The organism is Nonomuraea sp. bgisy101 (assembly GCF_057708945.1).
On sequence record NZ_JBYITD010000014.1, the window covers coordinates 111,581 to 126,935 of the forward strand.

Annotated in this window: 10 protein-coding genes; 5 read left to right on the forward strand and 5 right to left on the reverse strand. The window is 70.2% G+C overall.

The genetic code is table 11. The features are described from left to right. Positions 1–214 precede the first annotated feature (214 nt). The gene (ppdK, locus tag AC3EO4_RS26200) at positions 215–2,848 is read left to right on the forward strand and encodes a pyruvate, phosphate dikinase (RefSeq protein ID WP_379580900.1); all 2,634 of its coding nucleotides are present in this window, start codon (positions 215–217) and stop codon (positions 2,846–2,848) included. An 87-nt stretch (positions 2,849–2,935) separates the two neighbouring features. Here the strand turns inward: ppdK and AC3EO4_RS26205 are convergent, their stop codons facing one another. After that, positions 2,936–4,408 carry a M48 family metallopeptidase gene (locus tag AC3EO4_RS26205; RefSeq protein WP_431898333.1) on the reverse strand — a complete coding sequence of 491 codons (1,473 nt, stop codon included), beginning with the start codon at positions 4,406–4,408 and terminating at the stop codon, positions 2,936–2,938. 180 nt (positions 4,409–4,588) lie between these two features. On the opposite strand from AC3EO4_RS26205, the gene AC3EO4_RS26210 reads away from it, so the two are divergent. Both AC3EO4_RS26210 and AC3EO4_RS26215 read left to right on the forward strand, forming a co-directional pair. Further along, positions 4,589–5,809: a deoxyguanosinetriphosphate triphosphohydrolase gene (locus AC3EO4_RS26210; RefSeq protein WP_379580898.1), complete on the forward strand. Its 1,221-nt coding sequence runs from the start codon at positions 4,589–4,591 to the stop codon at positions 5,807–5,809. Positions 5,810–5,946: 137 nt separating this feature from the next. Beyond that, a complete protein-coding gene (locus AC3EO4_RS26215) occupies positions 5,947–7,086 on the forward strand; it encodes an NAD(P)/FAD-dependent oxidoreductase (RefSeq protein ID WP_379580897.1) in 1,140 nt (379 codons plus the stop codon). Here AC3EO4_RS26215 and AC3EO4_RS26220 read toward each other — a convergent pair. Beyond that, positions 7,075–7,941: a M23 family metallopeptidase gene (locus AC3EO4_RS26220; RefSeq protein ID WP_379580924.1), complete on the reverse strand. Its 867-nt coding sequence runs from the start codon at positions 7,939–7,941 to the stop codon at positions 7,075–7,077. The two genes, AC3EO4_RS26215 and AC3EO4_RS26220, sit on opposite strands and share 12 nt — an antisense overlap. 239 nt (positions 7,942–8,180) lie before the next feature. On the opposite strand from AC3EO4_RS26220, the gene dnaG reads away from it, so the two are divergent. Next, positions 8,181–10,973, forward strand: coding sequence for a DNA primase (gene dnaG, locus AC3EO4_RS26225; RefSeq protein WP_431898334.1), 2,793 nt, complete (start codon positions 8,181–8,183; stop codon positions 10,971–10,973). A gap of 290 nt (positions 10,974–11,263) precedes the next feature. Then, positions 11,264–12,367: an RNA polymerase sigma factor RpoD gene (gene rpoD, locus AC3EO4_RS26230; RefSeq protein ID WP_379580895.1), complete on the forward strand. Its 1,104-nt coding sequence runs from the start codon at positions 11,264–11,266 to the stop codon at positions 12,365–12,367. Between the two features lie 82 nt (positions 12,368–12,449). On the opposite strand, the gene AC3EO4_RS26235 is transcribed toward rpoD, so the two are convergent. Genes AC3EO4_RS26235 through AC3EO4_RS26245 form a run of 3 tightly spaced genes read right to left on the reverse strand, consistent with a single transcriptional unit; the run spans position 12,450 to position 15,354 of the window. Next, entirely contained in the window at positions 12,450–13,280 is an 831-nt protein-coding gene (locus AC3EO4_RS26235) for a glutamate ABC transporter substrate-binding protein (RefSeq protein WP_379580894.1), read from the reverse strand. Continuing rightward, entirely contained in the window at positions 13,277–14,605 is a 1,329-nt protein-coding gene (locus AC3EO4_RS26240) for a hypothetical protein (protein WP_431898335.1), read from the reverse strand. Before AC3EO4_RS26240 ends, AC3EO4_RS26235 begins: the two co-directional genes overlap by 4 nt. Then, positions 14,602–15,354 carry an FHA domain-containing protein gene (locus AC3EO4_RS26245; RefSeq protein WP_431898336.1) on the reverse strand — a complete coding sequence of 251 codons (753 nt, stop codon included), beginning with the start codon at positions 15,352–15,354 and terminating at the stop codon, positions 14,602–14,604. The genes AC3EO4_RS26240 and AC3EO4_RS26245 overlap by 4 nt, the downstream gene beginning before the upstream one ends. Between the last annotated feature and the right edge of the window lies 1 nt (position 15,355).

Below are 15,355 nucleotides of genomic sequence, written 5' to 3' on the forward strand. Positions count from 1 at the left end.
GGCGCCGGAGATCACCTCCGGCGCCGTTGTCATGTCCGCCTACTGCGTTACGGAAATTGGTTTACACCAATTGGTATAAACCAATTAATTTCCATTGGATTAGACCGGTACATGTACCCTGAGCAGGGGAAACATCGACTTAACCGACTAGTGCAGTTTCAAGCTGTTCTGTATCGGTAGAGTCCGGAACGGAGGCGTTCGCAAAGGAGTTGTGGTGGCCAAGTACGTTTACGACTTCACCGAGGGCAACAAGGATCTCAAGGATCTTCTCGGGGGAAAGGGCGCCAATCTGGCTGAGATGACGAATCTCGGCCTGCCCGTCCCCCCTGGATTCACGATCACCTCTCAGGCGTGCCGCCACTATCTGGCGGAGGGCGCGGTCCCTGACGGGCTCGAGGCGGAGGTCGCCGAGCACCTGGGGGCGCTGGAGTCCGCCATGGGAAGGAAGCTCGGACAGGCCGACGACCCGTTGCTGGTCAGCGTGCGCTCAGGCGCCAAGTTCTCCATGCCGGGCATGATGGAGACGGTCCTGAACATCGGCCTCAACGACGAATCCGTCCACGGTCTGGCCAAGCAGGCAGGCGGCAACGACCGCTTCGCGTGGGACTCCTACCGCAGGCTCATCCAGATGTTCGGCAAGACCGTCCAGGGCATCGACGGCGAGCTGTTCGAGCACGCCCTCGAGTCGCTCAAGGGCTCCCGCCAGGACACCGACCTGTCGGCCGAGGAACTGCAGGGCCTGGTCGAGACGTACAAGGGCATCGTGCGCGAGCAGACGGGCAAGGACTTCCCCTCCGACCCGCGCGAGCAGATGCGACTGGCCGTCATGGCGGTCTTCGACTCGTGGAACGCTCCCCGCGCCATCCTCTACCGCCGTCAGGAGCGCATCCCCGCCGACCTCGGCACCGCGGTGAACATCGTGGCCATGGTCTTCGGCAACCTCGGCGAGGACTCGGGCACCGGCGTCGCCTTCACCCGCGACCCCGGCTCCGGCCAGCAGGGCATCTACGGCGACTACCTCCAGAACGCCCAGGGCGAGGACGTCGTCGCGGGCATCCGCAACACCATCCCGCTGCAGGAGCTCGAGCGCATCGACGGCAACTCCTTCGACGAGCTGATGCAGATCATGGAGAAGCTCGAGAACCACTACCGCGACCTGTGCGACATCGAGTTCACGATCGAGCGCGGCAAGCTGTGGATGCTGCAGACGCGCGTGGGCAAGCGGACCGCCGCCGCGGCGTTCCGCATCGCCACGCAGCTCGTCGACCAGGGCCTCATCACCCTCGACGAGGCCGTGGGCAGGGTCAGCGGCGACCAGCTCGCCCAGCTGATGTTCCCCAGGTTCGCCGCCGACGGCGACCGCAAGCTCATCACCAAGGGCATGAACGCCTCTCCTGGCGCCGCCGTCGGCAAGGCCGTCTTCTCCTCCGAGCGGGCCGTGGAGCTGGCCGCCGCCGGCGAGGACGTGATCCTGGTCAGGCGCGAGACCAACCCCGACGACCTGTCGGGCATGATCGCCGCCAGGGGCGTGCTGACCTCGCGCGGAGGCAAGACCTCGCACGCCGCCGTCGTCGCCCGCGGCATGGGCAAGACCTGCGTGTGCGGGGCCGAGGAGCTGGAGGTCTTCACCGGCGAGCGCCGCTTCACCGCGCCCGGCGGGGTCACCGTCGGCGAGGGCGACGTCATCTCCATCGACGGCAGCACGGGCGAGGTCTTCCTCGGTGAGGTGCCGGTGGTCGACTCGGCCGTCGTCGAGTACTTCGAGGGCAACGCGCCGGACGACGAGCTGGTCCGGGCGGTCGACCGGCTCATGCGGCACGCCGACGAGGTGCGCAGGCTCGGCGTGCGGGCCAACGCCGACACCCCCGAGGACTCCGCCCGGGCCGTGCGCTTCGGGGCCGAGGGGATCGGGCTGTGCCGTACGGAGCACATGTTCCTCGGCGACCGCAGGCAGCTCGTCGAGGACCTCGTCCTGGCGGGCGACGCCGACGAGCGCCAGGCCGCGCTGGACGCGCTCGAACCCCTGCAGAAGGCCGACTTCACCGGCATCTTCGAGGCCATGGACGGGCGGCCGGTGACGATCCGCCTCATCGACCCTCCGCTGCACGAGTTCCTGCCCGACCTCGTGAACCTGTCGATCAAGGTCGCGACGGGCGACGCCTCCGACAAGGACCGCACGCTGCTGGCCGCCGTCAAGCGGCTGCACGAGCAGAACCCGATGCTCGGCCTGCGAGGGGTACGGCTCGGCCTCGTCATCCCCGGCCTGTTCGCCATGCAGGTCAGAGCCATCGCCGACGCGGCCCGCGCGGTACCCGGGGCCAAGCCGGAGATCATGATCCCGCTGGTCGCCGCCGTGCAGGAGCTGGAGGCGGTCCGCGAGGAAGCCGTCGCGATCCTCAAGGAGGCGGGCGTCGACGCGCTCATCGGCACCATGATCGAGACGCCGAGGGCCGCGCTCACCGCGGGCCAGGTCGCCGAGGCCGCGCAGTTCTTCTCCTTCGGCACCAACGACCTGACCCAGATGACGTGGGGCTTCTCCCGCGACGACGTCGAGGCGGCGTTCTTCTCCCGCTACCTGGAGATGGGCATCTTCGGCGTCTCGCCGTTCGAGACCCTCGACAGGGACGGCGTCGGCCGCCTCGTCAAGATCGCGGCTGAGGAGGGAAGGAAGACCAAGCCCGACCTCAAGCTCGGCATCTGCGGCGAGCACGGCGGCGACCCCGACTCCGTCCACTTCTGCCACGAGGCGGGGCTCGACTACGTGTCCTGCTCGCCGTTCCGCATCCCCGTGGCGCGTCTGGAAGCAGGCCGCGCGGCGCTGACCGGCGACTCCTCCGACACCCGCTGAGTCAGCGTCGAGTCACCGTGCCGCCGGGCCAGCGACGGGACCGGCGGCACGGTCATGGACGGACGTGAGATCCGCGCAGGTCACCGGTCAGGCCGGGACGAAGTCGGGCTGCACGCCCAGCCCGGCCAGCCACGAGCGCATGCCGGGAACGCCCGAAGGGTCGGCGACCACCTGGGCGGCGTACTCCGTCACCAGCACCTCCTCGCCGTCCCCGAACAGCAGCTTGGCGGGGCCCGACCACGAGAGCGTCCACCGCGCCTGCCCGTGCTGGATGAGCGTCGCCTCGAGCGCCTGACCCACCACGCCCGCCAGCAGCTTCTCGGAGGTGTTCCAGCCGAGCCCGCGCAGCTCGGCCTCCAGCGCCGCGTGCTGCCCGCGCGCCAGCGCCTCGAAGGCCGCGTCGAGGTACGGCATGCCCGCCCCCATCACCCGCTGTCCCGCCACGGCCAGGTCGCGCAGCGCCTCCTCGTTGCGCATCGCGTACATGCCGTAGGCCACCAGGTCCTCCCACGAGACGGGACGCAGGGTGGTGAGCGCCTCCTGGGTCCAGAACGAGTGCTCGACGGCCTGCGCGGCCACCGACGCGTCCTGCAGGAGCGCCGTGGCCGGGCGCGGATCGGGGACGTGGGCGGGCTCGGGCAGCGCGTCGATCGCGGCAAGGCGCTCGGCCAGGCTCGGGTGCGAGTCGTACGGTGAGGTCTCCTCCGGCTGCTCGGCGAGCGCGGCCAGCTCGGCCTGCCGTACCGGATCGCCCATGAGCGCGCGGAAGCCGCCGAACACCGAGGACGGCCTGTTGCCCGCCAGGCCCGCCATCGCCATGTAGCGCTCCATGAACAGCTCCCACGCCTGCGCGGTGCCGTGGATCTTCCTGAGCGCGCCCGCCATCGCCGCCCTGCCCGCGATCGCGACGGCGAACGAGTCGGCCTCCAGCTCCTGGCGGCGGGAGACCGCCTGGGAGACCCGCAGGTAGAGCTTGGCGTAGTAGGAGAAGAGCCGCTGCACGAACGGGTGGTTGCCGAGCCCCTGCACGGCCGCGATCAGCGCCACCCTGCCCCGGTAGACGGGCGCGCCGAGGCGGGTGTGCGCGCCGCTGTAGTGACCGAGCTCGTGCCCGAGTACGGCCCGCATCTCGTCGACCGTGAGCGTCTGCAGCAGCGGCAACCCGATGTACATGCGCCGCCTGGACGCCACGAGGCCGAGGAGACGGGTGTCCTCGGAGACGGCGGCGTTGACCTCGCCGACCAGTCTGATCTCGTCCGGCGGCGCGGTCTTGACGCGCTGCGCCAGTTCCTCGACGGTCCGCCACAGCTCGGGTTCCTGCTCCCGCGCGACGGCCAGTCCGGGCTCCTCGCCCCGTTTCCTGCGGCTGACCATCCACAGCGCCCGCACCAGCGCGCCGGCGGCCAGGGTCAGCACGATCGCGAACTTGAGTCCCGCGGTGTGGAAGTCGAGGAAGAGGTAGACGTCGAAGAAGACGGCACCGGCCAGGATCAGGCCGACGAGCACGTAGAAGCCGGCCAGCAGGGTGAAGGCCAGCACGGCACGGAACGCGGTGGTCACGCGGATGACCTTATAGGGCCATATACCGTCTTTTGGCCGGACCTGACTGGAATGTTGACCGCCGGCCATGCGCCTGCCCGCGCGAAGGCGCGATCACGCGCCGGAGCCTGTCCTGCCACCTGGCGAGACGCGGGGTCGTCGTGATCCAGCGCTGTCCTGATGGGTAAACTCACAGCACTTATGGGCCAATACACCGACCATGACCAGGAGCGATGGGTTCCGGAGCCCTCCGGCAACCCCGATCGGGGCGCGTTCGAGCGCGACAGGGCCAGGGTCCTGCACAGCTCGGCCCTGCGCAGGCTCGCGGCCAAGACGCAGGTGGTGGGCCCCGGCGAGACGCTCGGCGTCGGCCAGCACATCCCGCGCACCAGGCTCACCCATTCGCTGGAATGCGCCCAGGTCGGCAGGGAGATGGGCGCCACGCTCGGCGTCGACCCCGACCTGGTGGAAACGGCGTGCCTGGCCCACGACCTCGGCCACCCTCCGTTCGGGCACAACGGCGAGAGCGCGCTCGACGAGCTCGCCGCCGGCTGCGGCGGGTTCGAGGGCAACGCCCAGAGCCTGCGCCTGCTCACCAGGCTCGAGGCCAAGGTGCTGACGGAGGACGGCGGCAGCGCGGGGCTCAACCTGACCCGGGCCTCTCTCGACGCCGCGGTGAAGTACCCGTGGCCGCGCGGCGGCGCGGGAAAGTTCGGGGTGTACGACGACGACCTGCCGGTCTTCGAGTGGATCAGGGACGGCGCGCCCGCAAGGCGGGTGAGCTTCGAGGCGCAGATCATGGACTGGGCCGACGACGTCGCCTACTCCGTGCACGACCTGGAGGACGCGCTGCACTCGGGCCACGTGACCCCCGAGGCGCTCAGGTCCAGGGCCGAGCGCGCGGCCGTCACCGGGCTGACGCGCGTCTGGTACGTCCCGGACGCCACGGACGCCGAGCTCGAGGAGGCGTTCGACCGGTTGCTCGGCTTCCCCCTGTGGCCGCGCCGCTTCGAGGCCACGCTCGCCGACCTGGCCGGGCTGAAGGCGCTGACCAGCGGGCTGATCGGCCGGTTCTGCCGGTCGGCGCAGGCGGCGACCAAGGAGGCGTTCGGTTACCGGCACCGCGCCGACCTGGTGGTGCCGCGGGCGACGAGGCTGGAGTGCGCGCTGCTCAAGGGGGTGACCGCGCACTACGTCATGACGACCGAGGACCACCACGCCAACCAGGCCAGGCAGCGGGAGCTGATCTCCGAGCTGGCCTCGCTGATCACGCTCGGGGCGCCGCACACGCTCGAACCGGCGTTCAGGCCCGCTTTCGTGGAGGCGAAGGACGACGCGGCCCGGGTGCGCGTGGTGATCGACCAGATCGCCTCTCTGACCGACACCTCGGCCGTGGCCTGGCACCGCCGCCTCTCCGGCTGACCGGCCTCGGGCCGCACCGCTCCTGGCGCCTGCACCGGCGGCGTCACGCGTCCCCGTGGTCGAGGGCGCGGGTTTCGACGGGCCGCCTCCGAGCGTCGGGCCTGCGATGACGGCGCCGAAGGACGATACTCCAGAACATGGCAACATTTGTGATCGTCGGCGCCGGGCTCGCAGGAGCCAAGGCGGCGCAGACGCTGCGGGATGAGGGCTTCGACGGCGAGATCGTGCTCATCGGGGCGGAGGACGAGCGCCCCTACGAGCGGCCGCCGCTGTCCAAGGGCTATCTCCAAGGCAAGAGCGAGCGGGAGAAGATCTTCGTCCACCCGCCTGAGTGGTACACCGGCAACCGGGTCGACCTGCGGCTCGGCAGCACCGTCACGAACATCGACCTCGACGGCCACGAGGTCACCCTCGCCGACGACTCCCGGCAGCCGTACGACAAGCTGCTCATCGCCACCGGCGCCAGCCCGCGCCGCCTACCGGGACAGGGGCCCGTGCGGTACCTGAGGACCGTGGGCGACAGCGAGGCGCTCAAGGAGCGCTTCGCCGAGGGCGGCAGGGTGGTGATCGTCGGCGCGGGCTGGATCGGGCTGGAGACCGCGGCGGCGGCCCGTACGGCAGGCTGCGAGGTCACCGTCGTGGAACCCGAGCCCACCCCGCTGTTCAAGGTGATGGGCCCCGAGGTCGGCGGGATCTTCGCCGACCTCCACCGCGGTCACGGCGTCGACCTGCGGCTCGGGATCGCGGCCGAGGAGGTGACCGGCGACGGCGTGCGGCTGAACTCGGGCGAGGTGCTGGCCGCCGACCTGGTCGTCGCGGGCATCGGCGCCGCGCCCGACGTGGAGCTGGCCAGGGAGGCGGGCCTGGAGGTGCGCGAGGGCATCGTCACCGACGCCGCCCTGCGCACCTCGCACCCCGACGTCCACGCGGCGGGCGACGTCGCCGAGACCTACAACCCGATCTACGACAGGTGGCTGCGCGTCGAGCACTGGGCCAACGCGCTCAACGGCGGCCCCGCGGCGGCCAGGTCGATGCTCGGCCAGGAGGTCGTCTACGACCGCGTGCCGTACTTCTACACCGACCAGTTCGAGCTCGGGATGGAGTTCTCCGGCGACACCCACGGCTACGACGAGGTCTTCGTCAAGGGCAAGGGCCTGGAGTTCATCGCCTACTGGCTGCGGGAGGGCTCGGTCATCGCGGGCATGAACGTCAACATCTGGGACGTCGTCGGCGACATCCAGAACCTCATCCGCTCCGGCGGGCCGCTACAGCGTTGAGGTGTCGATGAGCGACGGGCTCGGGGACGGCGACGGCGTGGCCGGCTTCTTCCTGGGCGGCTTCTTCGTCTCCTCCTCTTCCTTCTCCGGCGGGGTCGCCGACCGGCCGGCGCAGAGCGTCGTGCAGGCGGGCGTCTCGCCGACCTTGCCGCGCAGCCTGAACGTCTCCTCCTTGGGGGAGAGCGTCCGGTTGCCCTTCAGCCACGCGTCCAGGTAGTCCCACGGCTCGACCATGCCCCGCCGTACCCACCAGAAGGCGGGGCCGGTCTTCCACGAGATCGCGAAGTAGAGGTTCGGCGCGGTGGCGCGGGCGTTGCCCGAGTTGCCGACCTGGCCGAGCTTCTGCCCCGCCTTCACCTTCGAGCCCGGCTTGAGGTTCGCGGCGACGGAGTCGAGGTGGCCGCCGAGGTAGCGGACGCCGTCCTCGCCGATGATCGAGACGAACCTGCCCTCGCGGTCGGCGCCGCGGTCGGTGGAGGCCGACCAGCGGTCGCCGGTGCTGATCTCGTCGACGACGCCGTCGATGGGCGCGATGAAGGTGCAGCCCTTGGCGGCCCAGATCGTCGTCTTGGGGAGGATGAGCAGCTTGCGCTGGTAGGTCGCCTTGCAGCCCTTGACGGGAAAGGCGTACTTGTACTGGGACACCTGGGGCGGCGGCACCTTGACGGGATCGGCGGCCGCCGGGCGCTGCACGCTCGACTGCTCGTCGGTGCTGGGGCTGCCCGAGGGGGCGGGGGTGAGCGCCACGGCCTCGGCCGGGGCCTTCATGCTGACGCCCGCGACGCCTGTGGCGTGCGCGCACCCTCCGGTCAGCAGGACGCCGACCACGACTGCACTGAGACGCCCCGATCGCATGATCTCCACCCGTGTCACAGTATCCAACGACAACCTTTACCTTTCTAACGGACCCGGAGAGCGGTCACGACCGGTTTCCACTTATCCGTCCGTCCGTGTGCGGTCCCGACCCCTCGATCCGGTACGGCGGGCCCCGCGCCGAGCCCCACGACGGCCACCGCGCCCGAGCGGCGGGGATCGCCCGCCGATACCTGCCCCGGCCCGGCGAAAGTGTCGGACGGCGCGACTAGACTCGCCGCGTGGCAGGCAGGATCCGTGACGTCGACATCGCGCTCGTACGCGAGCGTTCCCCGATCGCCGACGTGATCGGTGAGCACATCCAGCTCCGCAACGCGGGCGGCGGAAACCTCAAGGGCCTGTGCCCGTTTCACGACGAGAAGAGCCCGTCCTTCAACGTCACCCCCGAACGCGGGATGTACTTCTGTCTTGCGGCGGAGACCCGCGTCCTCACCTGGGAGGGTGTGCGCCCGATCGGCGAGCTCGCCGGTGGGGTCCACCGGATCCTCGCGGCCGACGGCACCTGGGTGGACGCCCCCTTCAAGTCCTTCGGCGTGCAACCCCTCATGCGCCTGGTGGTCAGCAGAAACGGGCTGAAGAAGGAGATTTACGCCACTCCCGAGCACCGCTGGTTCGTAAAGTCGGGCAAGAAGCGCGACAAGCGCGCCGAGGTCGTCACCCAGGACCTCAAGCCCCAGCAGCGCCTCGTCACCGTCTTCCCCGGCAGCCGGGTCAAGCGGACCAGACCGTCGCCGTTCGGCATCGCCCACGGGATCACCTTCGGCGACGGCACGCGGGCGGGCACGGGCAGCAGGGCCACGCTCGACAGCCTCAAGGACGCCCAGCTCCTCAAGTGGTTCCCGCACAGCTTCGTGACCGAGGGCGGTTCGGGGGAGCGGAAGCAGCTCCTGGTACATGACCTGCCCAGATTCTTCAAGGAATTGCCGCCGCTCGACGAATCCGTCTCGTACATGTACGGCTGGCTCGCCGGATATGTGGCGGCCGATGGTCATGTCGCCGAAGACGGCACGGTCATGCTCAACTGCGCGAGCCGCGACGCCCTGGAGTTCGTGCGTGCCGTCTGCACCCGCCTCGGCATCGGCACCTACGGAGTGACCGAACAGGTGCGCGAGGGCTTCTCGGGCAGGGAGCCGAGCTCGATCTTCCGCGTCCACTTCGTCAACGAGGACCTGACCGAGAGTTTCTTCCTCCTCGACCACCACCGCACGCGGTTCGCCGGAGCGTCGAAGAGCCTCGCGCGCCGTGGCTGGACGGTCGAGTCAGTCGAGACTACGGACCGGGTGGAAGAGGTCTTCTGCGCGACGGTCGACCACGGGCATGCGTTCGTCCTGGAAGACAACCTTCTGACGGGTAACTGCTTCGGCTGCGGCGAGGGCGGCGACGTCATCACGTTCGTCGAGAAGATCGAGCACCTGTCCTTCCACGAGTCGGTCGAGCGGCTGGCGCAGCGGGCAGGCGTGCAGTTGCAGTACGAGCAGGGCGGCTACGTCCCCAAGCGCGACCAGGGCGAGCGGGCCAGGCTGATCGAGGCGCACAAGGCGGCCGCGGAGTTCTACCTCGAGCGGCTGTTCTCCCCGGAGGCTGCGCCGGGGCGCAGGTTCCTGTCCGAGCGCGGCTTCGAGCGGGCCGACGCGGAGCTGTTCGGCGTCGGCTACTCCCCGAACGAGTGGGAGGCGCTGACCCGCCACCTGCTCGGCAGGGGCTTCACCGCGCAGGAGATCGTCAAGGGCGGCCTGGCCAAGGAAGGCAGGCGCGGCCCCATCGACCGCTTCCGCGGGCGGCTCATCTGGCCGATCCGCGACGCGACGGGCGACGTGATCGGGTTCGGCGCGCGCAAGCTCCTCGACAGCGACGACGGCCCCAAGTACCTCAACACGCCCGAGTCGCCGCTGTACAAGAAGTCGCAGGTCCTCTACGGCATCGACCTGGCCAAGCGGGAGATCTCCAAGCGCTCCCAGGCGGTGATCGTCGAGGGCTACACCGACGTGATGGCCTGCTATCTGGCGGGCGTGCCGACCGCGGTGGCCACCTGCGGCACCTCCTTCGGCGAGGAGCACATCAAGATCCTGCGCCGGTTCCTGCTCGACCAGTCCTCGGCCACCGGCGAGGTGATCTTCACCTTCGACGGCGACGCGGCGGGCCAGAAGGCCGCGTTGAGGGCGTTCGCCGACGAGCAGAAGTTCGTCACGCAGACCTACGTCGCGGTGCAGGCCGACGGGCTCGACCCGTGCGACCTGCGGGTCAAGCAGGGCGACGCCGCCGTGCGTGACCTGGTGGCCAGCAGGGAGCCGCTGTTCCAGTTCGCCATCCGCAGCACGATCTCCCGTTACGACCTGCGCACCAACGAGGGCAAGATCGCCGCGCTGGACGCGGCGGCGCCGATCGTCGCCGGCATCAAGGACACGGGGCTGCGCAAGCGCTACGCGATCGACCTCGACAGGTGGCTCGGCTTCATGGACGAGCGGTTCGTCATCCAGCGCATCGCCGAGGTCGGCGGCGCGCAGGTGGCCAGGCAGCAGCGCGCGCCCAAGGTGGCGCTCGTCGAGCCGCACGTGCGCGTGGAAGGCGAGCTGCTCAAGCTGGCCGTGCAACGGCCCGCCCTGGTGGGGCCGCGCTTCGACGCGCTGGAGGCCGAGGCGTTCACCACGCCCGAGCACGTCGCGATCCACGCCGTCATCGTGGCGGCCGGCGGCGCCGTGGCGGGCGGGCCCGGCGGCAGGGAGTGGGTGGACCGGCTGCTGGAGCACGCGCCCGACGAGGCGGCGCGCGGCCTGGTCACCAAGTTCGCCGTCGAGGCCATCAAGGCCGACGCCGAGGTCGAGCAGCGCTACGGCACGGAGTTGCTGGCGGCCGTCGAGGGCATCGCGGTCGACCGGGCGATCGCGCAGGTGAAGTCGAGGCTGCAGCGGCTGAACCCGGTGGAGGAGCCCGAGGAGCACCGGCGGCTGTTCGGCGAGCTGCTGGGGCTCGAACGGCAGCGCAAGGCGCTCAGGGAACGCGCCGTCGGGAGCTGACGCCCGGCTCGCGGGACGGCTCGCGCGCGTCCGCGCTCACGCCATTCGGGAAGCCGTTCACGGGCAGCCTCGAGTCGCGTCCGGTCGCCGACATTGCGAACTCGATCGCGTAATTGGCTTTTCTTTCCTGATCAAACTCTTGCCAAACATTAATAAGATCTCGATTCGGTAATGATGCAGATCTTACCTCGAGTGACAAAAATGGGTCTGCCATTTTATGGAAGCAATACTGCAGACTGTGTCCCGTGGGTGCATCGGTGCTGCCAAGTGGGCCGCCATCGGTAGACCAGGTGGCGGACCTCGTCGCGAAAGGAAGAGAGCGCGGAAGCGTAACCGTCGATGACGTAGCCGCCGCGCTCGACCGCTCCGAGCTGCCGTCCGACGCGCTGGAGCGCGTCGTGCGGATGCTCGCCGAGAACGGGGTGGAGGTCCTCGAGCCGCAGGGCGACGAGGAGACCCCACGCCCTGATGAGGAGGACGTAGGCAAGCGGGCGCCGACCAGCGATCTGGTCCGCATCTACCTGCGCGAGATCGGCCGGGTCCCGCTGCTCACCGCAGAGGAGGAGGTGGAACTCGCCAAGTCCATCGAGGCCGGGCTGTTCGCCGAGGACAAGCTGACCAACGGGATCGCCAGGCTGGCCTTCCCGGAGTTCAGGGAGCTGGTCTGGCAGGGCACGCGGGCCAAACAGCGCCTGATCGAGGCCAACCTCAGGCTCGTGGTCTCCATAGCGAAACGGTATGTCGGGCGCGGCATGCTCTTCCTCGACCTGATCCAGGAGGGCAATCTCGGTCTCATCCGCGCGGTCGAGAAATTCGACTACACCAAGGGCTACAAGTTCTCCACCTATGCGACGTGGTGGATTCGCCAGGCGATCACCCGGGCCATTGCCGACCAGGCGCGCACGATTCGAATTCCCGTGCACATGGTGGAAACGATCAACAAACTGGTTCGGGTGCAGCGCCAGCTCCACCAGGACCTGGGGCGTGAGCCCGCGCCCGAGGAGATCGCGCTCGAGATGGACCTGCCCGTCGACCGGGTGGTGGAGATCCAGCGGATCGCGCAGGAGCCGGTGTCGCTGCAGTCGCCGATCGGCGAGGAGGACTCCGACCTCGGTGACTTCATCGAGGACGCGGACGCCGTGGTTCCCATGGAGGCGGCCGCGTTCATCATGCTGCAGGACCAGCTCGACGACATCCTCGCCACGCTGTCCGAGCGGGAGCAGCGCATCATCCAGCTGCGCTTCGGACTGGCCGACGGGCATCCGAGGACGCTGGAGGAGGTCGGCAGGGAGTTCGGCGTCACGCGGGAGCGCATCCGCCAGATCGAGTCGAAGACGCTCGCCAAGCTGCGTCACCCGACCCGCGCCCAGATGCTGCGCGACTACCTGGACTAGCCGTCCGTCGATCGGTCGCAGGAGCCCCGGGAGACCTCTCCCGGGGCTCCTGCCGTCGTTCCCCATCCCGTTCGGCAGGCGGTCAGGAGCAGCCCTCGAACTGCGGCACCGACACCGTGCCGATCGTCAGCCCCGACTTCGCGAACCACTTGCGCAGCAGCCTGCCCGCCGTCCCGTCCTGGTACATGTCGGTGATGGCGCGGTTGACCGCCTCGCACCCGTCCACGTCGCCCCTGCGCATCCCCACCCCCGTGCGCTGCTCGTTGAACTGGGTGTTCACCAGCCGCACGCCGCCGCCCTCGCGCGCGGCCAGCCCGGCAAGGATCACATCGTTCGTCGTGATCGCGTCGATCTGGCCTGACTTCAGCTTCGTCATGCACTGGTCGTAGGTCGCCACGGGCACCACGGACGCGGGGATCTGCCGCTCGTCGATCACCCGCTGGGCCGCGTTCGACCCCTGCACCTCGCAGATCTTCCGCCCCGCGAGGTCGCGCACGTTGGCGATGCCCGTGGTGCCGTCACGCACCAGGATGTCCTGGTACGACAGGTGGTAGGGGCCGGCGAAGGCCACTCGTGTCTTCCGCTCCTGCGTGATGGAGAAGGTGGCCAGCACCAGATCGGCCTTGCCTTCGAGCAGGAGCCGCTCCCTGTCGGCGGCCAGCGCGGGCACGAAGGTGGGGGTGGCGCCGAGCTTGCGCGCGACGTAGGTGGCCACGTCGACGTCGAACCCCTCGAACCGGCCGTCCTTTCTGAAGCCGATCGCGGGCAGGTCGGGCCGGACACCGATGACGAGCGTCTCCTTGCCGACGATCGACGAGGCGTCGCCCGAGCCGCACCCGCCCGAAGCGGCCAGGACGAGCGCGCACGCCAGGACGGCCGGCACGCGGAGGGTCAGCATGCGCACCTTCTTCACCGGTACTCCTTCAGCCGTGGCCACACTCCTGCGAAGACGCCCGCCGCGATGACGAGGATCCCGATCGGCAGCAGCACCCACAGCCCGCGCAGCCCCGTGCCGCCGTCGGCGATCGCGTTGGCGAAGGTGGTCTCGTGTCGTTGGCCGAGCCGTACCAGCGTGGCGTCGTAGTCGTCGAAGGCCGCGCGCACAGGGCCGGTCAGGGCGGCGGTCGCCGCCGCGCCCGACTGGGCGCGCAGGGCCTGGTCGGCCTGCTGGAAGCGCTGCCAGGAGGCGGCGACGTCGCGCCCCCTCAGCATGCCGAGGAACCGGGTGTTCTTCAGCGCGCCGACGGCGCGCTGGTAGGCGGGCAGGTTCTCGGCGGCGACGTAGACGAGCGACTGCGACTTGTCGAAGAAGGTGTGCTGGTAGGTGTCGGCGCGCACGCTGTCGAGCAGGTAGCGGCTCTGGTCGGCGTGCAGGCTGTTGCTGATCGCCCGCGCTCTGGCGAGGGTCAGGACCGAGTCGAAGCCGTCACGCTTGGCGGTCACCAGGGCGGAGGCCTCCTGCTCCAGCACGACCGCGCCCGTGATGGCGCACGCGGCCGTCGCCAGGCTGGCGGCCAGCAGCGCGGGCCCGAAGACCCGGCGGAACCTGCGGGCCAGATACACCTGGAGCCAGACCAGGCAGCCGAGCGCGAGCGCGCCGCTGAGGAGGGCGACCAGGCGGACGGCGACCACGGTGGCGTGGCCGTCCTCGTAGGCGTGCCTGACGATGGTGCCGCTCTCCAGGGTCAGGTTGTAGGCCTGGGGGAGCAGCTCTCGCGTCATGAGGTCGGTCGCCTGCCGGTAGGCGGCAAGCGCCTTGTCGTCCGCGCCCGAGGATCCCGGGGCCGAGGACGTGGAGCCGTCCGACCCCGCCGGGGCGGCGGACAGCGAGCTCAGGAGGAGGGCCTCGGAGGCGAGGCGCTCGTAGCGGCCGAGACCGTCGAGCACCGAGGCGATCGTGCGGCGTTCGGCGGGGTCGGCGCCCGCCAGGCTGTGCGCCTGCAGGAGCGCCGCCCCGACCTCCTTGCGCCGCTGGTCGTAGCGGGCCAGCGCGTCCTGGCGCCGGTCGCCGAGCAGCAGGGCGTCGGCCACCTGGGCGTCCATGTCGCTGAGCCCCATGTAGAGCCCCGCGGTCGCCACCACCTGCGGCCCCGCGTCGAGCCCGATCACCCTCAGCCCCTCCCTGGCCGCGGCGGTGCCGTAGGCGAGGGTGGAGAACAGCAGCGTGAGAGAGGCGACGGTGACCGCGGAGATCACCTTGATCCGCCCCGGCACCGTACGGCGGGCCAGGAACATCATGACGCGTTCTCGCGCAGCGTGATGACCGTCCAGGCGCCGAGGTGGATCGTGTCGCCCTGGGTGACCGGCACGGGCACGTTGACCTGGAGGGACTCGCCGTTGACGCGGGTGCCGTTCGCCGAGCCCGGATCGACGAGCGTCCACGCGCCGTCGGCCCCGGCCATGAGGACGGCGTGCAGGTGCGAGATCCCCGGGTCGGCGGGGGGCGCGCCCAGGTCGATCTCGGGGAAGGTGCCGCGCGTACGGCTGGAGCGGCCGATGCGCACCTGCTTGCCGATCAGCGGATAGGCGCGCTCGGGGCAGTAGGGAGGGAAGACCATGGCGCGGGCGTCGGGGCCGTTCAGGGCGATGACCTCGTCGAAGTAGGCGCGGTCGGCTCCGACCACGGCCTCCCACAGCACGGGGGCGACGGGGTCGGGCAGCGGGGACTCGAAGTCGTGCCCGTCGACCTCGCAGAACCGGCCGCTCCTCGGGGTCTGGCAGATCGGGCACACCTCCCCAGAGGAACCGGACGAGCCGGACGAGCCGGGAGAGCCGGTGGCGGCACCGGAACCGGTGACCCCTGGGGCGCCGGAGGCCTCAGCCGCGCCCTGGTGGCCCGGAGGCGGACCGGGGAGCCCGGGAGAGGGGCCGGCGGGCGCGGGCGGGCCGGAGGGCGCGTGAGCGCTCGACGGCGCCAGCTGGGCGCCGCACACGTCGCAGTACTCCGGGTCCTCGGACGCGTGCCCGTTGGGACACGTCACCGGCATC

Coding starts and splice junctions, on each gene's coding strand:
- AC3EO4_RS26215 (WP_379580897.1), top strand. CDS start 5,947: ATGGCAACATTTGTGATCGTCGGCGCCGGGCTCGCAGGAGCCAAGGCG.
- AC3EO4_RS26240 (WP_431898335.1), bottom strand. CDS start 14,605: ATGATGTTCCTGGCCCGCCGTACGGTGCCGGGGCGGATCAAGGTGATC.
- AC3EO4_RS26220 (WP_379580924.1), bottom strand. CDS start 7,941: ATGCGATCGGGGCGTCTCAGTGCAGTCGTGGTCGGCGTCCTGCTGACC.
- AC3EO4_RS26245 (WP_431898336.1), bottom strand. CDS start 15,354: ATGCCGGTGACGTGTCCCAACGGGCACGCGTCCGAGGACCCGGAGTAC.
- AC3EO4_RS26210 (WP_379580898.1), top strand. CDS start 4,589: ATGGGCCAATACACCGACCATGACCAGGAGCGATGGGTTCCGGAGCCC.